Here is an 18,411-nt window from a genome sequence, read left to right on the forward strand (position 1 = left end):
CAACTATACAAATATTGCCACAGTCCCCGTTCGGGCGCCATGGGAGAAATGTGAATTTTGAGTAACACACCGCTTTGGACTGCCATCGCCCGCGCCCTGCGGGCGGATATCGCAGAGGGCCGCTACGCCCCCGGCGACAAGCTTCCTACCGAGGCGCAGCTTGCCGAACGCCACGGTGTCAACCGCCACACAGTGCGTCACGCTCTGTCTGCCTTGGTGGAGGAGGGCCTGGTGCGCACCCGTCGGGGGGCGGGCGCTTTTGTCGCCGCGCGCCCCACCGATTATCCGATCGGCAAACGTGTCCGCTTCACCGAGAACCTGCGCCGCGCCGGCCGGATGCCGGGCCGAGACGTCCTGAGCACGGAAATCCGTGTCGCCACGCCCGAAGAGGCGGCAGTGCTGGACGTCGCACCGGGCGCGCGGATCTTTGTCAGCCATGGACGCAGCCTTGCGGATGGGCAGCCGCTGGCCATGTCTGAATCCTATTACCCGCTCGACCGGCTGCCCGGCCTCCCAGAGGCGCTGGCTGAAGGGCGGGGTGTCACCCATGCGCTAAAGGCCGCGGGCGTTCGCGATTACACCCGTGCGTCAACCCGTGTGTCGGCGGTTCTGGCCACGGCGACACAGGCGGTGGTTCTACAGGTGCGCGAGGGCGCGCCGCTGCTCAAGACCACCAGTCTGAATGTTGACCTTGGCGGCGTTCCGGTAGAATTCGGGCGCACATGGTTTTCGGGTGACAGGATCACCCTGACGCTGGAGGACTAGGCCTCCACCCCGTCTGCCTATGTGTAGCGCTCCAAAAAAGCTTCGGCGCTCAGTTCGCGAAAGTCGGGTAATGCCATGCGCAGGGCATCATGCGGCCAGTCCCACCACGCTAGTGCCATCAGGCGCTCTGCGATGTGGTGGGGTTGGCGCAGGCGCAGGACGCGCGCCGGGGTGCCTGCGACGATAGTGTAAGGCGCCACATCCTTTGTCACCATTGCGCCGGAGGCCACCACGGCTCCGTGGCCCAGTGTCACCTCTGGCTTGATCATGGCGCCCGCGCCGATCCAAGTATCGTGGCCGATGTTCGCAATACGCGATCTGCGGTGGGTGAAGAACTCCTCATCCCGCGCGGCGTCCTCCCAGTAGTCGTCTGATCGGTACAAAAAGTGATGGCAGGCTGCGGTGTCCAGTGGATGATCCGTTGCCCCGATGCGCGAAAAGGCTGCAATGTTCGCGAACTTGCCGATCTGAGCATTGGCAATATCTGCGTAGCGGTCGCAGTAGCTATAATCGCCCAGGGTCGAATGGGCGATCCGACTGCCGCGCCCCACCTCGCAAAACGCCCCGAACCGGCTGTCGGTGATCTCGCAGTCAGCGTGAATGACGGGATCATGACCAAGGCGCGGCATCAGGTGCTCCGCCCGATCAGCTTGGCGCGCAGCTTGCCCGACAGCCAGTCCATAGCCATGACCATCAGCACGACGAGGATGATATAATATGCGACGTTCTCCCAGCTTTGCTGCGTCTGGATGGCCTGTGTCAGCAGCAGGCCGATCCCGCCCCCCGTGATCGCGCCGATGACAGTTGCCGACCGCGTGTTGGATTCAAAGAAATACAGCACCTGCGCCAGTAACACGGGGACCACCTGTGGGATCACGCCAAACCGATAGCGCTGCAGTGGCTTCGCCCCGGTGGAGGCGATGCCCTCGATCTGCTTGTCGTCGGTGTTTTCCAGCGCTTCGGAGAAGATCTTGCCGAACGTGCCGGTGTCGGTGACGAGGATCGCCAAAGCGCCCGTCATCGGCCCAGGTCCAAAGGCCCGCGCCAGCACAACCGTCCAGATCAGCGCATCGACGCCGCGCACAAAGTCGAACAGCCGTCGGGTGAACGTCCGCACCAGCATCAACGGAGCGAATTTTCGCGCTGCAAGGAACGACAGCGGCAGCGCGATCATGGCCGCGCCCATCGTGCCCAGAAAAGCCATCAGGATGGTTTCTCCAATGGCCCATGCCACATCCCCGTGACGCCACATGGGATTGCTCCAGAAGTCATGCCACGCACCTTTCAGATTGGACCGGGCCGGGTCGATGCGGTCACCAAACAGGATCTCGGTCACGCCGTGGTCGTAGTAAGGCGAAGCAAAGGTGAACCAGAACAGCTCCCACCCGGGAAAGTAGTTGAACACCTCGGTTTTGGAGCCGGTCAGCGTGATGCGGCCCTCAGGCGTCGTGATCGCCACGCGCCGGTCAGAGGCATTGATCCACTCGGGCAAAACCTCCGGCAGATTGGTGGTGACGCTGCGCTCCTCGGCCTGCGCGGTGATGCTGCCAAAGCCGGGAATCTCGATCTCGGTCCGGTTGTCAGGCAACAGCCGCACCAAGTGATCGCCGCCAAGGTCGATGGTCACTACATCTGTGCCCGTCACCCAATCAGGCCGCATCCCTTCGGGGTATTCGCCCTTACGCTCCCCCTCGACCGCAAAGGTGATCTCTCCGTCGCGGTTCGTCCGGGTCACATGTGTCTTGTAGGACCAGCTGTCAGAGGCCAGTGTCCTGGCGTTGTCCCAGCGCGCGCGCTCTGCCAGCCCCGGAAAATCAAAGGCAAAGAAAATGTAGGTCAGATAGGCCAGCACGAGGGCGGGCAGGGCAAAGCCCATCAGGCGCTTACGGCGGAACAGGCGGTTGGCCTGCCCCTTGGTGTCGATCAGCGCGTCGGTTGCGGTCATGGTCATGCCTGCCCCCCGGTGGTCAGCTGGTTGCGGAAACGACCTGAAAGTTGGTCGAAAAAGATGATGGTGCCGAACAGCAGCAAAAAGATCGCCGCCGCATCGTCAAAGCGGCCCGGTCCCCAGGCCATGGCATTGCGCAGCTCGTAGCCAAGGCCACCTGCGCCCACAAACCCAAGGATCGCAGACGCGCGAATGTTGATTTCAAAGCGCAGAAGCGCGTAACTGACATAGTTCGGAGCAACTTGTGGCAGGATGCCCAGCCACATGCCCTGCGCCCAAGTGGCCCCGGTCGACGCCAACCCCTCGAGGGGCTTCAGGTCGGCATTTTCGGCAACTTCGGAGAACATCTTGCCAAGCGCACCGGCGGTGTGAATGGCGATGGCGATCATGGCCGGCACCGGCCCGCCGCCCAGCACGAAGATCAGAACCAGCGCGATGACGATCTCGGGGATGGCGCGCATGATGTCCATGGTGCGGCGAAACACGGGGATCAACCTTGGCCACCGCGCCAGCCCTCGGGTCGACAAAAGCGACAGGATCAGCCCCAGACCGGCCCCAAGAATTGTCGCCACAGCAGCGATGTTTATCGTCTCCACCAGAGCCGGGAAGTATTTCACGATCAGCGCGGGCAGGGCAGCGCGTTTTTCCCACGCCTCGGACAGCACATCGGCGGGATAGTCGCCAACATTGTGCAGCCCTTCCCAGAAACCGCCTGCATTGCGCGCATCGGCGGTCATGAATCCGGCCACCATCAACAGCGCAAAGATCATCAGCGTCAGGCCCCCGTACAGGCGCTTACGCTGGACCTGCTGCAGATAGCTGGACTGTATCGCGTCCACGGATGCAGGTCCGCTGTTGTGTCCCGAAAGGGTCGCGTCGCTCATAGGGGCCTCGATGGCTGGAAATGTCATAGTAGGAATGCCCCGTTCCGGCGTGACGCGACAGAACAGGGACTTTGATACGCCAGCTCCGATCAGCCGCCCGGGAGGAGGGAGGCGGCTGTCAGATCAAGCACCCGGCACGCAGCACGCGCCGGGCTTCGCAGCGGATTGCCTCAGCCGCCGATCTTCGCTTTGCGTGCTTCGATCACCGACTGGTACGTGTCGTGGGTCACCGGCTGAAAGCCCAGTGTTTCGCCCGACGCGACACCGTAGGCGCACTCTTGATCACGCTCATAAAGGGTATCGACAAGTTCGGTCATGGTGGCTTTCACGTCGTCGGGCAGGGCCTTCCGCACGACAACCGGACCCTCGGGGATGACTTTGGACTGCCAGATCTGCACCAGCTCGTTCATGTCCACGAGACCCGCATCAACCGCCTTGCGCAGCGCGCCGGAGTTGTAGCCGTCTTCCCAGTTGCCCTGCGCGTCGGCCCAGGTCACGCCGCCATCAATGTCGCCGTTGTAGACTGCAACGATGGTCTGCTCGTGACCGCCGGTGAACTTGACCTCACCAAAGTAGTCGCCGTTTTCCATTGACGCGCCGGTCTCGGCCGGGATCTCGATGGATGGGATCAGGTAGCCGGAGGTGGAGTTCGGGTCACCAAAGCCGAACACCTTGCCCTGCATGTCTTCGAGCGAGGTGATGCCGCTGTCCGCACGAGCGAAACCGATCGAGTGGTAGCCGATGGAGCCGTCCATGTTCACCTTGACCAGCACGGGCTCGACGGCCTCGGGGTCTTGCAGGTAGGTCGCGGCATAGCCGGATGCGCCCAGCCATGCCATGTCCAGCGTGCCGCCCAGCAGAGCCTGGATCACGCCGTTGTAGTCAGCAGGCGCAAAGAGCTTGACCGGAACACCCAGCGCTTCTTCGGTGTATTCGGACAGGCAGGCGTAGTTGTTCATACGGTCCTGAGCGTTCTCGCCGCCAAGGATACCGATGCGGAATTCTTCGATGTCCTGAGCCTGTGCGGTGCCGGTCAGGGCGGTGGTCATCAGGGCAATTGCGATGGTTTTTTTCATCAGGGTCTCCATGAATGAAATCTCCCGCCCGGTATGGACGGGCTGGGGTGGTGAAGTCAGACGAGCGCTTCGGCCTTGGCCTCTTCGAGAAGGCGCGCCGTTTCGCGGTCGAGGGTGTCGATCTGGGTCGAGGTCGCGGCCTCGGAAAACGAGGCGTCCGCACCGTAAATGTCGCGGGCTACATTGGTGGATAGTTGCTCTGGCGTGCCGTCAAAGACGATGCGTCCGTCGCGCATGCCGATCACCCGGTCACAATAGCGGCGCGCAGTGTCCAGCGTGTGCAGGTTGGCAATCACCATGCGGTTGTCCTGCTCGTGGATGTCGCGCAGGCTTTGCATGACGATCTGTGCGTTCATTGGATCGAGCGAAGCAATCGGCTCATCCGCCAGGATGATTGCCGGGTCCTGCATGAGGGCGCGTGCAATGGCCACGCGCTGCTGCTGCCCGCCGGACAGCGCTTCGGCGCGCTTGGGAGCTTGTTCGGCGATGCCAAGACGGTCGAGAATTTCGATGGCGCGATGGATGTCGGCCTGCGGATACAGGTTGAACATTGTCGACAGAGTGGACCGCTGGTTCAGCGTGCCATGCAGGACGTTGGACACGACGTCCATGCGCGGCACCAGGTTGAACTGCTGAAAGATCATGGCGCAGCGCGACTGCCAATGGCGGCGTGATGAGCCTTTGAGGCGGGTGATGTCATTGCCTTGGAACACGATGCGGCCATCCGTGGAGTCCGACAGCCGGTTGAGCATCCGCAGCAGTGTCGACTTTCCCGCACCGGACCGGCCGATGATGCCGATCATCATGGGGTGGTCGACCTTGAAACTGGCACGTTCAACAGCGGTTTTCGTGCCGAATTGTTTGGTCAGTGAAATCAGTTCAAGCATGCGGTCCCCTATGTGTTGAGGGGGTCCTAAGCGGCCTGCGCGTCAGTTTCTTGACGGTTTGCCTACGATTTCATGACGGAAAATTAACGTTTTGGTAACGTTGCAGACGCAAGTCGGCGCATCTCAAGTCAGGAGGACATTTACCCCTGTGTTCTATGCCAATCATCGCCCATAGCCACGATACAGGCAGTCCCTGAGGCATATCTGACAACCATCGTCCAAGCCCCGTGATCATCGGTCCAAACCTCTAGAATCTCTTCCGGGCTACGCATCCCCGATGCTGTTTTCTGAGCCTTAAGCCGCCCAGACAAACGCAACGTCATGTCCGATGAAGGTGCGCAAATCACCTGCCCAAGCGGATCCGCCGCGTCCGCCGCCGGGGCGAATAGCGCTTGGCAGGTCAATATTGTGCAAAAGAACAATGCTCTCATCCAAGGTACTGTAACAGATTCATGACGTACGCCTAGGGTCTGGATTCACACTCGGAATTTGACGCAAGTGGCCAGAGCGATGGTCGAGAGACTAGCCAATGAGCTCCTGCCAAATCGGGTTGCCTCGCGCCGCGAACCCATGAGCCTCACGAACAATGTCTCAATCGCAGCCCAACACGGGCGCAGGTCGCGTATTGCGGAACAATGTCTGGAGAGGGGCGATTGCGCCGCTTGTCGGATTTGCCACGGGTCTTTCCATGCTCCCGACCTGATCGGCACTCCCGTATCATTTTGTTGCGATACTTGCGGCACTTGGAAGGCGGCAGAGCGGCCCCCATGCGCCGGCATGATCGTTTTCCTGTCTGGCGGTGTGGACGGCTTCAGCATGCCCCCAGACAGTTGTAGGAGGCATGCCGTTCTGCCCCGCATGGGCCGCTTATTGTAAATATGAACAGACGAATTTCGAAGATGCGGTGCGGATCGCGCTCAGCAGTGGGCTTGGCTGATGTTCAATGCCCGGCGATGCAATGCGCGAAGCCAATGTCACGAGAGCGACCGCTCATTTCTGGTTTGGGGCATCCGCTGTGAAATTTCGGTCGAGAAGCCACGGCGCAATGTTGAACTGGCGGTCGATGTCCCCCTCACGGCAGGTTGCTTTGCAATCGCCTTCCGGGCAAGGGCCGTCACCTTGTGTTCGCGGTTTCTGTTAACGTAGATGCTGTTCAGGCGGATACAGACGACCTACACGACGACGCCTTGCGCCTCAATCCTCCGGTCAACGCTATGAGAAGGGCGGGACGCCTCATCCTTGGCTTCCAAAACGCAGCGCGGAGACGTCTCAGGTGGCGATAATGGACTGTCCGCCTAGCCGCGCCGAAAGAACCAACGCGAAATAAACAGCCTATGTTTCGACGCCTTAGCGACTTTCGATAACGATAGCGCATTGGGGAAGGTCGTATAAACCGGCGATTGGACAGACGTGGCTTAGGTTTGGCTCTGGAGGTTGACTGCGAGGGCGTATTTTCGAAGGAGATTGAAGCTTTACATACACAGCGACCTACTGCTTCAGGCCGACAGACGCTTTTCCAACAGGACCAACCCGTCGTGGATCAGCAGGGCCAGCAGTCCGGTGATCACGCCGCCTTGGACAACGAAAGCTGTGTTGTTGGTGAGCAAGCCCGCGATGATAACTTCGCCCAATGTGCGCGCCGCGACGGTCGAGCCGATGGTTGCTGTGCCAAGGGCGATCACGACCGACAGCCGGACGCCGGTCAGAATAACGGGCAGGGCAAGCGGCAGTTCCACCGTGCGCAGACGCTGTGACGGCGATAGTCCAATGCCCCGTGCGGCGTCCATCGTGACCGGAGGCAGAGTGCGCAGGCCTGTCACTGCATTGTCAAAGATCGGCAGCAAACCGTACAGAAACAACGCCACTAAAGTCGGCCCGGCCCCAAACCCGAGGGCAGGCACCGCCAATGCCAGAACGGCCACGGGCGGAAAGGTCTGACCGATATTGGTCACCGTGCGAGACAGCGGCAAAAACGCCGCACCGATTGGCCGCGTTACAAAAACCGCCAGTCCAACTGCCACTACTGTGGCAGAAAGTGACGCGGCCAGCACCAGCCCGAAGTGGCTGATCGTCAAGGACCAGAGCGATGCGCGTTCGTAGATCACCGGCCCGTTCTCTGGCGCCAGCGGCGCCAGCAAAGGCGTGAACCAGACCGGCCTCAGCACCATGGCCAGCAGAAGCACGACCAGAAGGGGTCGTAGGATCAGGCCTGACTTCATGCGGGTTGCTCCGCTTGCGCACGGATGGCGTCTAGCGTGATACGGCCGCCTTGAGCCACCGGAAGCGCATCACGCCCAGACCAAAGACAGGCGGAGAGCGCCTCTCGCAGTGAGGCATCCGCGTCGATTGCCACACCGTCGGCGTCCCCAGCTTCGATCAGGTCGGACACATGCATCAGGGATAGCTGCCTCAGGGGCCGGTCCTCGTCCCCCAGCATTTCGCGGACGAATGTGCTGGCGGGGTTGGCTATGATTTCGGATGGGCGCGCGTATTGCACAAGCTTGCCTTTGTCCATGACAGCGACGCGGTCACCAAGCCGGATCGCCTCCTCCATGTCGTGTGTGACGAGGATGATGGTCGAGCCAAGTTGCCGTTGAATGCGGGCGAGATCTTCTTGGGCGCGGTGTCGTATGATCGGGTCGAGCGCGCCAAAGGGTTCGTCCATCAGCATCACATCGGGCCGCGAGGCCAGCGCCCGCGCCACGCCCACGCGCTGTTGCTGCCCGCCGGATAGATCACCCGGATACCGATCTCGGAACGCGTCCGGCGCCATGGAGAACAAGGTGAGAAGCTCGTCGACCCGCTCTGCGATCTGTGCCTTTCGCCAGCCGAGAAGGCGTGGCACCGCGCCGATGTTGCGCGCAACCGTGTGATGCGGGAACAGTCCGTGGCCCTGAATTGCGTAGCCGATCCGTCGCCGCAGTAGATGTGGGGTCATCGTGCCCGTGGCCTCGCCGTTGATGCGGACCTGGCCGGACGTCGGTTCCTCAAGGCGGTTAATCATGCGCATCAGGGTGCTTTTGCCAGATCCCGATGTGCCGACGATGACCGTAATCGTTCCGGTTTCGACCGTCATGCTGACGGAATCCACAGCCGTCGTTTCGCCAAACCGTTTGGTCAATTGGTCGATTTCGATCATCTTGCAGTCTCCGATACGGGGCGGGCGAGGTCGACGAGAATGTCCATCAGGACCGCAGCCACCAAGGCCAGTAACACAGTGGGCAGCGCGCCGAGCAGGATCAGATCGGTGGCCGTCTGGTTTAACCCTTGGAAAACAAAGCTGCCAAAGCCGCCACCGCCGATCAGCCCGGCTATAACGGCCAGACCGATGTTCTGTACCATGACGATGCGGACCCCTGTGAGCAGCACGGGCAGTCCCAGCGGCAACTCCACCTGCCACAGTTGCTGCGTGGCGGAGAGACCCATGCCGCGCGCCGCATCAGAGGTGGCGGGCGGCACGGCGTCCAGCCCCGCCACGGTGTTGCCTACCACCGGCAGCAAGGAATAGAGCACCAGAGCGACAAAAGCCGGGGCAAAGCCGATGCCTGCAATCCCAATCTCGCGGGCGCCGGGCACAGTCGTGGCGACCCATGCTAGTAGCGGGATCATGATGCCAAACATTGCCAACGACGGAATGGTTTGCAGAAAGCTCAACAGAGGGAGCATGGCGCGCCGCAGCCCACCACGTCGGTGGCACAGCACGCCTAATGGGAAGCCGATAACCACCGCCACGGCCAGAGAGCCGAGCGCAAGTTGCAAATGTTGCGCCAAAGCTGTCCAGAATTGTCGCGCGCGTGAGACATATTCCTGCGCGATGGACAGGTCCCCCAGCAAGCCGGACCAGAACACCACCGCAAGCGCAGCCAGTGCGACGGTCAGCAATCCAGCACGGAGCAGCGGGCGAGGGTGCAATTGGGTCAACGCGTCCGCAATCAGCAGCGAAAACACTGCAAGCAAACCCCAGAACCCAGCTGCGGGAGAGGTGCGGGCGTAGTCACCTGCATCTGCCAGAAGCAGGTCGGCGCCCTGTGATACTTGCGCGGTGATACACGCCAGCCCTAAGAGGCCTGCAAAAAGCCGCAGGGTAGGGCGGGGTGACAGACCAGCACCCAATGCCGCGATCATCCCCATCAGAGGAGGCCAATAGCCCAACGCCCAAACCATCACACCATCGCCGGCGACAATGCGATTGGCGGCGAGCGTCATGAAAGGCACGCAGAGCAGCGCGCCTCCCACGATGGCAAACACCAGCCCCGGCGGGGAAACCGCACGCATTGATCAGTCCAGAATGCCGATCTGCGTCAGATAATCTCGGGCTACGGCCTCTGCCGGTTCGCCACCGACCTGAATGCGACCGTTGAGCTGTTGCAATGTCTTCATGTCCAGCTCTGCAAAGATCGGGTTCAGGACCTCGGGGATCGAGGGGTATTCCTGCACCACTTCGTCGCGCACGATGGGTGTGGGTTCATAAACCGGCTGCACGCCCTGGTCATCTTCCATGACCACAAGGCCTGTTGCGCCAACGCCGCCGTCAGTGCCATAGACCATTGCCGCATTCACCCCAGATGTGCCGCGCGCCGCAGCCTGGATGGTGGCCGCCGTGTCGCCGCCGGACAGGATGACGGTCTGATCCTGACCCAATTCAAAGCCGTAGGTGGTTTGCATTGCGGGCAAAACAGCCGGGGAAGAAACGAATTCCGTTGAGGCCGCCAGTTTGACGTCCCCGCCCGCCGCGACCCATGCGCCGAAATCGGACATGGTGGACAGGTCGTTTTCCTCCGCCACGGGACCGGTCAGCGCGATAGCCCAAGTGTTGTTCGCCGGTGCGCTGTCGAGCCATGTGATGCCGGCTTCCGCGTCCAGTTCCGCGGCGCGGTCATGGGCGGCGTCTGCGTTTTTCCACACGTCGCTGTCGGCCTCATTGTAGAAGAAAGCCGCGTTGCCGGTGTACTCCGGGTAGATATCGATCTGACCGGCAAGAATGGCTTCTCGCACGATTTGCGTGCCACCCAGTTGCAGGCGGCGTTCCACCGGCAGACCGGCATCTTCGAGTGCCAGTGCGATGACATTGCCCAAGAGGCCACCTTCGGTGTCGATCTTTGAAGACACGGTGATATCGGCTGATGCTGCCGTCGATAGTCCCGACAACATAGAAGAGGTCAGCGCCACCGCGATCAGGGATTTGGTAAACATGGAGGAAGCTCCTGCCAAAAGGGATCCAGGGAACGCAGGTTTGCGCTCCGACTTGCGATCAATGGTAGGCAGTTTCAGGCAATTTCCAACCGCAGCGTAAAGAAAATACTGACGGGTCAGACCGTCCGGCCAAATTGCACGATGCGTGGCAAATGCAGACACCTTCTGTGCGCTTGATTTCAGACGCATCGGTCAAAGCGACGTATTCTGGATATCCTGCCCGCGAAACGGACTTGACTGGATCAGCCGCGTTGGGTCGTCAGGGATCCCCGAACCGAAAAGCTGCCAGTTCAATGTAAGCGTTGCATCTCGCCCCTTGATTGCTCTCCAAACCTCACCCCAACGGGTCATCTGGTCTGCATCCGACCTATGATCGGAGGTCACTATGGTGAAACCAGAAGTCTGGTGGACAAGGTACGGACATCCCCGTCGGGCAAAAGTATTTGGCCGAACGACCTCAAGCGCCTTCAGGAAGAAGGCATGCCACGAGAAAGTGTCGCTGCCGATCTGGACGCCTACGGTTGTCTGGTAAGAGACTGGTGCGTCTCTGATCGGGCCGTCGACTTTCGCAAGGGGATGGATTGCTGGGCCAATTACGCCATGACCAATTTTGAAGTGGACCTGTTAATTGTCACTAAGCACTGACCCACCCTCAGTTATGCGTTGTGGTCTATAACGCGGTCGATGTTTTGATCTTTGTCCCTATTTTCGTTGCATCATCAGCGCTGACCGTGACGCAGATGCTGTCGTAGAATATGACAGCGTTGCGTCAGCCTATCCAGCAGCGGGGAATGCCCGCATTTTGCGGGGACTTGGTCTTGGATTTGGCGCGGCCATTCTCAGTTTCTGGGCGGGCGTCATGGCATTATTGCCCCTGGTGGGTCGCTCGTTTTTGTAGGACCAGAGCCATTCTGGTGGCAATCTGCTGCACCGCGTCGATGGTTTCGAAGATATCGAGCTCCAGGCATTCGTGTCGGACCACGCGGTTGCAGCGCTCGACATAGGCGTTCTGCGTCAGATTTCTCTCGTCTCAGTCGCTTGCGCACCTTGATTATCACCCGGCAGGGCATCCCGAAGGGAGGTCCCCTTAGGGGCGAAGGCTCAGCTCAAGATCGCGATAAATACGGTAGCCAGCTTGTGGTTCCCGCGATGTCTCTGATCATTACGCAGGTACGGGAGGCACAAACCAAAGCACCAGGTCTTCTTCGACTTCGTCAGCCCTATCAGCAGGTCGGCGCTCTGCTCGTTATCGTCATCCAGCTCCGAGCTGTATCGGTAGCATGTCTCGCTGACGTCAAACCCCCGACACGGTGAGACCATTTCCGCCTTTGGTCCGTGGAAAATGGTCGGACGCGGTGCTGACGCCTTTCATAGCCACCGCTTTCACGGGCAACTCCCATCGTTGAGCTGGCCGCTAGTTTCTTTCCGAGGCTTCCTTCAAAATGTCATCCTGCATGCTGACGTCCGCGCCCATACGATTCAAACAGCGGTTCTCATCGGCCATTGCTTCATCTCACCCATGAATCTGGCGTCCATGCCGCCATACCTCTCCCGCCACTTGTACAGCGTGGCGCTGCTCATGCCATGTCCGCGGCACAACCGTGATCCGGGCATCGGTGAAACGTGTTACCTTCATCGGAATCTTCTCGTTCATCCGGCGAGAAAGCCTGCTTTTGCGGCCACTCAAGATCGGGGCGGCCTGTCGGTTTGCGATCAATTCATCGATGCGAGCCAAGTTCAGGATATGCGTTTTGGTTGGCACACCCGCTTCCACCGCCAGTTCCACTGAGCACAGGACATCTTCCTCATTGTGCTGAAGAGCCAGTGACAGGAGATCGACCATCTCTCGTTCTCCCCCCTCTTTGCGCGAGCTTTGTGATCCTGCCGCTGGCGGAAAGCGTCCGGCATTTTTGTAATCGCCGCTCCATTGCGAAAGGCCCCGGATTCACGTTGTCCGGATTCACGTTGTAAGGAAACGGTGCAAAGCCCCCTTATTTCAATGAAATATGGGGTTTGAGATACTGGCACCACCTGATGCAAGGAGGTGGCAATGCTGGATGAAATGGCTCTGCAAGAGACGAACGGTTGGGGGATCAGGATCCCCGTGTCCTCGTCAGGGCGGCGGAAATGACCCAATGGGCTGCGCTTGATGGCCGTGCAGAAAATCCAAGCGGGCGCCGGGATCAGGGAGATTGCCGCCAACAAATCCCTTGTGGCGCTCTGGGTCAAGAACGCGGAACGTCTGTCTGACGGTCCCGCCTTTGTGGAAGTCATCACGCCTAGGGCCTTACCGACAACCCAGCCAACGATGCCCGCAGATGCCTCTTGGGAGGGTGACACCTCCTGCAAGATCAGCGTCGGCATCGCAACGATCGAGATACCCCAAGGGTATCCCACAGATCACCTTGTGGAGATTTTGCGGGCCGTGAGCGCAACGCAATTATATCTCCAGCCAGCAATTTCAGAATTTATTTGGTCTCGCGGCCTGGAGATTTCAGAAAAGGATTGGATGGGCTCGCCGCTTGTGTCGCGAACAGTTTCCAGCTCGATCCCTATTCCGGCGCGATTTACGTGTTTCGGTCCCGGCGCGCTGATCGTGTAAAGATCCTTGTCTGGGCTGGCTCCGGTCTCGTCCTGGTCATGAAACGGTTGCAGGGCAAGCGGTTCACGTGGCCAAAGCCGCAAACCGGCCCCGTTATATTGACCAAAGTTCAGTTCGACGCCCTTTTAGACGGTATCGATTGGACCAAGGTGGCTTCCTTACCCTTACGTAATCCCGTGTTTCTGTAGGTCAGCAGACATGCCAAGGCGGCGGTGAACGAAGCGCGACCAGTCGTCGGCTCCGTCACGTTCAGACGCGCGAGATTCTATCTTCGCAGAACTCAGCGTACTACATTCGGAAAATCAAAAATGACCAAAATCAAGCTTATCGAGGCCCGCGGCCCCGAAGGATACTTGGACGAGATGGGTTTCAAGCGCCGCCTCGAGGGACACCTTCGTAAGCTCAGAGCCCTGCATAACGGGGTGACGCCCCAGACAGCGGGAGACTTCGTGGACGCCCTCCGTTGGGAAGGTGATTTGAGCGAGGTGTGGATTTCCAGCAATGACCGAAACAAGATCCTTCGCAGGGCGCAGTACCTTGTGCAGCGCCGAGCCGCTTTGTCTCGCACCAGCCATCTTTCCAGTGACGACAAGCACAGGTTGGCGGTGCTCCAAAATGGGGCGGATCTGTTGGATCAAAAGCGAACACCGCGCCGATGAGATCGCCGCCACGATACAATCGGAAATGCCTTGGATGAGGGGCCGCGACCGACCTCCTCTGGAAGGCGATGCGCCGATCTGTTCATGTCGGCGGCCCTAGGTTCCGTTTGCCGCCCGTTCTCCTCGACGGGCCGCCGGGGATTGGTAAGAGCATTTGGTCACGTCAGCTCAGCCGACATCTGGGAGTGCCGCGCTCCGCGATCGAGGGTACGGCTGAGCAGGCGTCCATCGTGGTCAACGGATTGCAAAAAGGTTGGCGTAACACCTTTCCAAGGCGCCCCATCCAAACCATACTGCAAAGCCTTTGCGCGAACTCAATTATCGTCACCGACGAAATAGAGAAGGCGGGCAAACCGACTTCCACGACCAGACAGACCTAAGGGCTGCAGGAAGGGTTGCTTCCACTTCTGGAGCGATCTTCGGCGACCAGCTGGAAGTGCCCCTAATTTCAGATCAACTTCGACATGTTCTGGATCAGTTGGGTCCTGACCTCCAACTCCTTGGCCACTTTTCCAGCGCCGTTTCTCAGCCGCCTTGAGGTACTTCGCCTCTCGCAGGTCTCATGTGCCCATTTGATCGAGTTTGCCCGTCGTGAGGGTCACAAACGCGGACTAAGCGGGCCCTCTGTTGACACCCTGATCGAGGCGCTGGAAACCGCCAGCCGCACCGACCAGCTGAACTTGCGTAACGTAATCAGGATGCTGGAGCGGGGAGAGGTGATGGAGGAGGCTGGGACGCTCCATTGAGAGGGCTGGCTGGCCTTGTTGCAGAAAGGCGGCTTGAAGCGTGATTGCCCCTTTCCGATACAGGCTCAGGAAACGCGCACGACGTTGGCGGTGCCGAGTGCGTTGAAGCGATTGATAAGGGCGACGCGGATGTGGATTACTGCGCTTTGGCGATTGGGGTCCCCAGCCGCGATGCGCTCGCCGAAGGACTTGAGGCAGCGCATCTTCGCCTCTACGCGGCTGCGGGCGTGGTATCCCTTCCACCGCTTCCAGAATGCCCGATCGTAGTGGCGCGTGGCGCACAGGGTTTCGTTGTAGGCCCGAGCGGCTGGGCTGTCCTCTTTTCAGGGTCGGCCACTCTAGCGGACTGGCATGATAGCCTTTCCGTCGCGTGCGATGATGGCGCCGTGGCAGCGGCGGGGTGAAGGGCGTCCCGGAGTTGATCCAGTGGATCAATTCAGCCCTGAACGGGGGGAGACCCGGATCGTAGGCGGCATCCGCGGTCACGGTGCCGGCGTCCTCATCCCCGGGGATCTGGCCCAACAGGTCTGACAGAACGGGGCTGTCCACTGCCCGACAGTCGTTTGCTTGCAAACCATGAGAGGGGCCTTCCCGGCTCGGGGTGAACTCGACCGCGCGGATGTCGGATGTGGCGGTGTCCATGACCAGACGGATCTTGCGCCATTGGCGTCGCTGTTGAACACCATGCTTTCGGACCTGCCACTCGCCATCGCCGAGGAACTTTATGCCGGTGCTGTCTGTCACCCGGCAGGTGTTGCGAAGCAACGTCCCGAGAGGGCACCAGCAGGTTCAGTGGCCCGCCAACACGCAGATAGGGGAATCTGAACCTTCAGGGTCGTCTGCCTGCGGCATAGGGTCGAGTACTCCGGAACGGGCCAGTGCAGCCCTGCGAGCCGCAGCAGACTGGCGACCATCCCGGCGGTCTGTCTGAGCGGCAAGCTAAACTGCACCTTGATCGACCGATAGAACTGGATCGCCGCATTCGAGAACACCGATGGGCGCCCAGGGCAGCCCTCATGTGGCGCGTGCCAGGCAATCTCCTTGTCCAGCCAGATCAGCAACGACCCACGCCTGCGGAGCGCAGCATTGTAGGCCGCCCCGTAAAACTATAGAAATCCGCGAGGTAGTTGCGGATGCCGCTCAGATCGACGAACCGGTCAATGGATCGCAGTAAGTGATCTAGAGCGACCTGATCCTCCAGAGAGAACTTGTAGAAAAGCGCCGGTTGCGCGTCCTGCCGCGGTCCCATCATTGCCATTCCCTCCGCCCCATACCGGAATTGCATCAGCGACACAGCCCTCGATCAAGGAAGAGTTTTTCAACAGATTGCGCCGTTCCTAGACCTTGCTTACCTCCGCAGCGGAGGTAAGCCTCCCGCCCCTCGCGTGGACCGACAAGAACGGCCCTAACCCTAAACTGGCCAGCCAAGCCGGCGCTGCGCCGCAGCTTCCGAAAAGCGGACCTTCCGGGGGGGGGCACGCAGTATCGTAGACTTGATGAAGGTCGACTTCGGGGACTTCACTGAACACATATGGAGATCAACTTTTGCAATTTCCGAAATCGGTCTATCCGGCTTGGCGTGTGCTAACGGTATTTTTTCTCAGCCAGCGCACGTTCTATGTCCTCTCGCTGATGGCTGAGCCAGAATAGGGTGGATGGGAAAAATATTGCCGCAATGCTATAGATCGAAAACGCGGCTGGAACGGTGATCATCCCCCATTTCACCAGCGACGCCATGGAGGCGACAAACTCTGGATCATTGAGCATCAGAACGACGATCCCGCCAGATAAAAGCGCTGCGGCGCCGGCCTTATATCCCTCACAGACACGTCTGCCGTACCATTCCTTCACGTAGAGATTGAACATTCTCGGGTTCAGCAAGGCCCTCTTCAGATCGACCTTCATCGGTCTCCCACGCCGATGCTGAAAGCGAATCCATTGTGAACTATGCCTCATGGTTACACCGGTCACATGCCGGTTTCAAAATCGAGAACTTGCATAGTGGCTCGGGCGAACGTGTCATCAGGCATCTCCAGGGTGTTTACGCGGGGGAGTATGTCGAGGCTCGTGAAAGCTGACGATCTTCCACCATGCGGGCGGCGGCAACTTGCTGATTCAGACGGAAGTTGACCATCGGTCACTGCAATGAAACGCGCGGCAGTAGCGCCATCGCCATATCGCCCCACTGGTGTCGACCCATAGCCGACCTTGGCTGGGTTCGGCTAAGCCGCGACGCAGTTTGACCAAACCTGCCATTCTTCCATCGCGCAGCATTTTCAATGCCTGGATGAGCGCTGATCGAACTTTCCTGCCCTTCGCTGCCCTCAGGGCAGGACGCTGTGACATACACGAATGGATGACGCATCGGCTGCTTGCTGCGTGGTGCGCGCTTTCTTGATCATCGCAGCAAACATTCTTTCGCAATCGCTCTTGGGGTAAATGAATGGGGCGCCTACTTTCACGAAGGGCAGACGGGCTTCCCATATGGAAAATTGAATCGGACTACATTTACATCGTCGCCGGTCTTATCGGCCTTTTTTCGGTGGCGAGGCACTGGTGCGCGGCTGCGTCGGGGTTGCCAAGGTGTGTGACGAACGCGCCACTACTGAGTGGCTTGACTGTTGTGGGTTTTGGGACGTCCACCCCGGAGTTACTCGTCTCGGTCCAGGCCGCGTTGAGCGGTGTGCCTGACATCGCGGTGGGCAACACATCGCGGTTGGCAACATCGTGTGATCGAACATCGCCAACATCCTGCTGATCGTTGGCTTGACCAGTCTCGTCTGGCCGATCCGTGTTTCTGGCGGGACACTGCGGCGCAATACAGCTGTCATGGTCACGGCAGCGATTGCCCTAGTGCCGAACTTTGCGATGGGCGAAATCGGCCGGGTGCCGTGCTGGTGCTTGGTTTGTTTGGCTACCTCATATGGGCCTACCTGCAACCCGGTGACGCCGTCGATGACGACGCTGATACGTCGGTGCCCTCCTCGATGCTTATTTCTGCGCTCTGGGTTGTGGGTGGTTTTGTCGTCTTGATTTTTGGTGCACGGTTTCTGGTAAATGGATCCCTGTCCATCGCCCGGGGCTTTGGCATCTCCGAGGCGTTCATCGGACTGACAATTGTGGCGGTGGGCAAATCCTTGCCAGAACTTGCCACGTCCATCATCGCAGCCGTCCGGCGTCAGTCAGAATTCGCGATCGGCAATATTTTCGGGTCCAACATCTTCAACGTGCTGGATATTCTGGGCGTGACGGCGCTGATCAAGCTGATACCTGTCGCCGACCGGTTCCTGACCTTCGATCTGCCAATCATGATTGCGGCCTCACTGGTACTGACTGCGCTGCTTTTGACCCGTCCAGTGATCGGGAGGGGGCATCGTGTTGGTGGCGCTGATCGAATATTTGGCCTACGTGTGGCTCGCGCAGTAACTAAGGGCTCCTTTTCAGACCTTCGCTGCGCCGCCGGTCCAAGCGCCTGATTGACCATCGGGCGGCGTCGCTCCCGGCCGAGGCTGTGTGAAAACTAGAGGTTCAGCTATACTGCCTTTACCAAATGGAGGCTGGTGATGTCGGGCTATATCGAAGGAGTGGACCGGGAGCAGACGACCCTGTTCCCGGATCGTTTGGAGGACTGGATCTGCGAGGATCATCCAG

20 protein-coding genes and 5 pseudogenes are annotated in these 18,411 nt (G+C 59.8%); 9 read left to right on the forward strand and 16 right to left on the reverse strand.

Features of this window, described 5'->3' with window-relative positions; translation table 11 throughout:
* Positions 1-57 precede the first annotated feature (57 nt).
* Positions 58-765, forward strand: a complete 708-nt coding sequence (phnF, locus tag J4E08_RS14345) for a phosphonate metabolism transcriptional regulator PhnF (protein WP_349539084.1) — start codon at positions 58-60, stop codon at positions 763-765.
* A gap of 17 nt (positions 766-782) precedes the next feature.
* Here phnF and J4E08_RS14350 read toward each other — a convergent pair whose 3' ends face one another.
* The 10 genes and pseudogenes from J4E08_RS14350 to osmF form a co-directional block, all read right to left on the reverse strand.
* Positions 783-1,394: an LbetaH domain-containing protein gene (locus J4E08_RS14350; RefSeq protein ID WP_349539085.1), complete on the reverse strand. Its 612-nt coding sequence runs from the start codon at positions 1,392-1,394 to the stop codon at positions 783-785.
* Complete coding sequence (gene phnE / locus J4E08_RS14355; RefSeq protein WP_502949281.1) at positions 1,394-2,710, reverse strand: phosphonate ABC transporter, permease protein PhnE; 1,317 nt, start codon at positions 2,708-2,710, stop codon at positions 1,394-1,396. The genes J4E08_RS14350 and phnE (J4E08_RS14355) overlap by 1 nt, the downstream gene beginning before the upstream one ends.
* Before the next feature lie 2 nt (positions 2,711-2,712).
* Positions 2,713-3,597: a phosphonate ABC transporter, permease protein PhnE gene (phnE, locus tag J4E08_RS14360; RefSeq protein ID WP_183968699.1), complete on the reverse strand. Its 885-nt coding sequence runs from the start codon at positions 3,595-3,597 to the stop codon at positions 2,713-2,715.
* Between the two features lie 170 nt (positions 3,598-3,767).
* Positions 3,768-4,673: a phosphonate ABC transporter substrate-binding protein gene (gene phnD, locus J4E08_RS14365; protein ID WP_349539087.1), complete on the reverse strand. Its 906-nt coding sequence runs from the start codon at positions 4,671-4,673 to the stop codon at positions 3,768-3,770.
* 56 nt (positions 4,674-4,729) lie between these two features.
* Positions 4,730-5,560 (reverse strand): phosphonate ABC transporter ATP-binding protein, encoded by an 831-nt coding sequence (gene phnC, locus J4E08_RS14370; RefSeq protein ID WP_183968703.1) that lies wholly within the window; start codon positions 5,558-5,560, stop codon positions 4,730-4,732.
* Positions 5,561-6,553: 993 nt separating this feature from the next.
* Positions 6,554-6,742 (reverse strand): annotated as a pseudogene (locus J4E08_RS24550) (hypothetical protein); the annotation flags it as partial.
* 314 nt (positions 6,743-7,056) lie between these two features.
* Positions 7,057-7,779, reverse strand: coding sequence for an ABC transporter permease (locus tag J4E08_RS14375; RefSeq protein WP_349539088.1), 723 nt, complete (start codon positions 7,777-7,779; stop codon positions 7,057-7,059).
* Positions 7,776-8,699, reverse strand: a complete 924-nt coding sequence (locus tag J4E08_RS14380) for an ABC transporter ATP-binding protein (protein WP_349539089.1) — start codon at positions 8,697-8,699, stop codon at positions 7,776-7,778. The genes J4E08_RS14375 and J4E08_RS14380 overlap by 4 nt, the downstream gene beginning before the upstream one ends.
* The gene (locus J4E08_RS14385; RefSeq protein WP_349539090.1) at positions 8,696-9,835 is read right to left on the reverse strand and encodes an ABC transporter permease; all 1,140 of its coding nucleotides are present in this window, start codon (positions 9,833-9,835) and stop codon (positions 8,696-8,698) included. Before J4E08_RS14385 ends, J4E08_RS14380 begins: the two co-directional genes overlap by 4 nt.
* A gap of 3 nt (positions 9,836-9,838) precedes the next feature.
* Complete coding sequence (osmF, locus tag J4E08_RS14390) at positions 9,839-10,711, reverse strand: glycine betaine ABC transporter substrate-binding protein OsmF (RefSeq protein WP_502949282.1); 873 nt, start codon at positions 10,709-10,711, stop codon at positions 9,839-9,841.
* Positions 10,712-11,233: 522 nt separating this feature from the next.
* Between osmF and J4E08_RS14395 the strand changes: the two genes are divergently transcribed.
* The gene (locus J4E08_RS14395) at positions 11,234-11,398 is read left to right on the forward strand and encodes a hypothetical protein (protein WP_349539092.1); all 165 of its coding nucleotides are present in this window, start codon (positions 11,234-11,236) and stop codon (positions 11,396-11,398) included.
* A 129-nt stretch (positions 11,399-11,527) separates the two neighbouring features.
* Here the strand turns inward: J4E08_RS14395 and J4E08_RS14400 are convergent.
* The 3 genes and pseudogenes from J4E08_RS14400 to J4E08_RS24555 form a co-directional block, all read right to left on the reverse strand.
* A pseudogene (locus tag J4E08_RS14400) lies at positions 11,528-11,765 on the reverse strand (integrase core domain-containing protein); the annotation flags it as partial.
* 81 nt (positions 11,766-11,846) lie between these two features.
* Positions 11,847-12,367: pseudogene (locus J4E08_RS14405) on the reverse strand (transposase); the annotation flags it as partial.
* A complete protein-coding gene (locus J4E08_RS24555) occupies positions 12,267-12,596 on the reverse strand; it encodes a hypothetical protein (protein WP_502949276.1) in 330 nt (109 codons plus the stop codon). The gene J4E08_RS24555 and the pseudogene J4E08_RS14405, both read right to left, overlap by 101 nt.
* A gap of 303 nt (positions 12,597-12,899) precedes the next feature.
* On the opposite strand from J4E08_RS24555, the gene J4E08_RS14415 reads away from it, so the two are divergent.
* The 5 genes from J4E08_RS14415 to J4E08_RS14425 all read left to right on the forward strand — a co-directional run bounded on the left by J4E08_RS14415 (position 12,900) and on the right by J4E08_RS14425 (position 14,760).
* Complete coding sequence (locus J4E08_RS14415; protein WP_349539104.1) at positions 12,900-13,355, forward strand: hypothetical protein; 456 nt, start codon at positions 12,900-12,902, stop codon at positions 13,353-13,355.
* Complete coding sequence (gene tnpB, locus J4E08_RS24560) at positions 13,259-13,543, forward strand: IS66 family insertion sequence element accessory protein TnpB (protein ID WP_502949277.1); 285 nt, start codon at positions 13,259-13,261, stop codon at positions 13,541-13,543. The genes J4E08_RS14415 and tnpB overlap by 97 nt, the downstream gene beginning before the upstream one ends.
* A 120-nt stretch (positions 13,544-13,663) precedes the next feature.
* Positions 13,664-14,014 carry a hypothetical protein gene (locus J4E08_RS14420; protein WP_349539093.1) on the forward strand — a complete coding sequence of 117 codons (351 nt, stop codon included), beginning with the start codon at positions 13,664-13,666 and terminating at the stop codon, positions 14,012-14,014.
* Positions 14,015-14,082: 68 nt separating this feature from the next.
* Positions 14,083-14,394, forward strand: a complete 312-nt coding sequence (locus tag J4E08_RS24565; protein WP_502949278.1) for an AAA family ATPase — start codon at positions 14,083-14,085, stop codon at positions 14,392-14,394.
* Between the two features lie 84 nt (positions 14,395-14,478).
* Positions 14,479-14,760 carry a hypothetical protein gene (locus J4E08_RS14425; protein ID WP_349539094.1) on the forward strand — a complete coding sequence of 94 codons (282 nt, stop codon included), beginning with the start codon at positions 14,479-14,481 and terminating at the stop codon, positions 14,758-14,760.
* 65 nt (positions 14,761-14,825) lie between these two features.
* Here the strand turns inward: J4E08_RS14425 and J4E08_RS14430 are convergent.
* From J4E08_RS14430 to J4E08_RS14440, 3 genes and pseudogenes are all read right to left on the reverse strand, one after another.
* Positions 14,826-15,857 (reverse strand): annotated as a pseudogene (locus tag J4E08_RS14430) (IS5 family transposase); the annotation flags it as partial.
* Positions 15,818-16,012, reverse strand: a pseudogene (locus tag J4E08_RS14435) (transposase); the annotation flags it as partial. The pseudogenes J4E08_RS14430 and J4E08_RS14435, both read right to left, overlap by 40 nt.
* A gap of 332 nt (positions 16,013-16,344) precedes the next feature.
* Positions 16,345-16,665, reverse strand: coding sequence for a hypothetical protein (locus J4E08_RS14440; protein ID WP_349539095.1), 321 nt, complete (start codon positions 16,663-16,665; stop codon positions 16,345-16,347).
* A gap of 538 nt (positions 16,666-17,203) precedes the next feature.
* On the opposite strand from J4E08_RS14440, the gene J4E08_RS24570 reads away from it, so the two are divergent.
* Complete coding sequence (locus J4E08_RS24570; RefSeq protein WP_502949279.1) at positions 17,204-17,518, forward strand: calcium:cation antiporter family protein; 315 nt, start codon at positions 17,204-17,206, stop codon at positions 17,516-17,518.
* Positions 17,519-17,657: 139 nt separating this feature from the next.
* On the forward strand, positions 17,658-18,236 hold the full coding sequence (locus J4E08_RS14445) for a sodium:calcium antiporter (protein ID WP_349539096.1): 579 nt from the start codon (positions 17,658-17,660) through the stop codon (positions 18,234-18,236).
* The last annotated feature ends 175 nt before the right edge of the window (positions 18,237-18,411 follow it).

The organism is Sagittula sp. NFXS13 (genome assembly GCF_040148795.1).
GTDB classification, from domain to species: Bacteria; Pseudomonadota; Alphaproteobacteria; order Rhodobacterales; family Rhodobacteraceae; genus Sagittula; species Sagittula marina.

Bases quoted from the DNA above. Each gene is read 5' to 3' on its own strand.
- J4E08_RS14350 (WP_349539085.1), bottom strand. From the start codon at position 1,394: ATGCCGCGCCTTGGTCATGATCCCGTCATTCACGCTGACTGCGAGATC.
- phnE (WP_502949281.1), bottom strand. From the start codon at position 2,710: ATGACCGCAACCGACGCGCTGATCGACACCAAGGGGCAGGCCAACCGC.
- phnE (WP_183968699.1), bottom strand. From the start codon at position 3,597: ATGAGCGACGCGACCCTTTCGGGACACAACAGCGGACCTGCATCCGTG.
- phnD (WP_349539087.1), bottom strand. From the start codon at position 4,673: ATGAAAAAAACCATCGCAATTGCCCTGATGACCACCGCCCTGACCGGC.
- phnC (WP_183968703.1), bottom strand. From the start codon at position 5,560: ATGCTTGAACTGATTTCACTGACCAAACAATTCGGCACGAAAACCGCT.
- J4E08_RS14375 (WP_349539088.1), bottom strand. From the start codon at position 7,779: ATGAAGTCAGGCCTGATCCTACGACCCCTTCTGGTCGTGCTTCTGCTG.
- J4E08_RS14380 (WP_349539089.1), bottom strand. From the start codon at position 8,699: ATGATCGAAATCGACCAATTGACCAAACGGTTTGGCGAAACGACGGCT.
- J4E08_RS14385 (WP_349539090.1), bottom strand. From the start codon at position 9,835: ATGCGTGCGGTTTCCCCGCCGGGGCTGGTGTTTGCCATCGTGGGAGGC.
- osmF (WP_502949282.1), bottom strand. From the start codon at position 10,711: ATGTTGTCGGGACTATCGACGGCAGCATCAGCCGATATCACCGTGTCT.
- J4E08_RS14395 (WP_349539092.1), top strand. From the start codon at position 11,234: ATGCCACGAGAAAGTGTCGCTGCCGATCTGGACGCCTACGGTTGTCTG.
- J4E08_RS24555 (WP_502949276.1), bottom strand. From the start codon at position 12,596: ATGGTCGATCTCCTGTCACTGGCTCTTCAGCACAATGAGGAAGATGTC.
- J4E08_RS14420 (WP_349539093.1), top strand. From the start codon at position 13,664: ATGACCAAAATCAAGCTTATCGAGGCCCGCGGCCCCGAAGGATACTTG.
- J4E08_RS24565 (WP_502949278.1), top strand. From the start codon at position 14,083: ATGCGCCGATCTGTTCATGTCGGCGGCCCTAGGTTCCGTTTGCCGCCC.
- J4E08_RS14425 (WP_349539094.1), top strand. From the start codon at position 14,479: ATGTTCTGGATCAGTTGGGTCCTGACCTCCAACTCCTTGGCCACTTTT.
- J4E08_RS14440 (WP_349539095.1), bottom strand. From the start codon at position 16,665: ATGAAGGTCGATCTGAAGAGGGCCTTGCTGAACCCGAGAATGTTCAAT.
- J4E08_RS24570 (WP_502949279.1), top strand. From the start codon at position 17,204: ATGGGGCGCCTACTTTCACGAAGGGCAGACGGGCTTCCCATATGGAAA.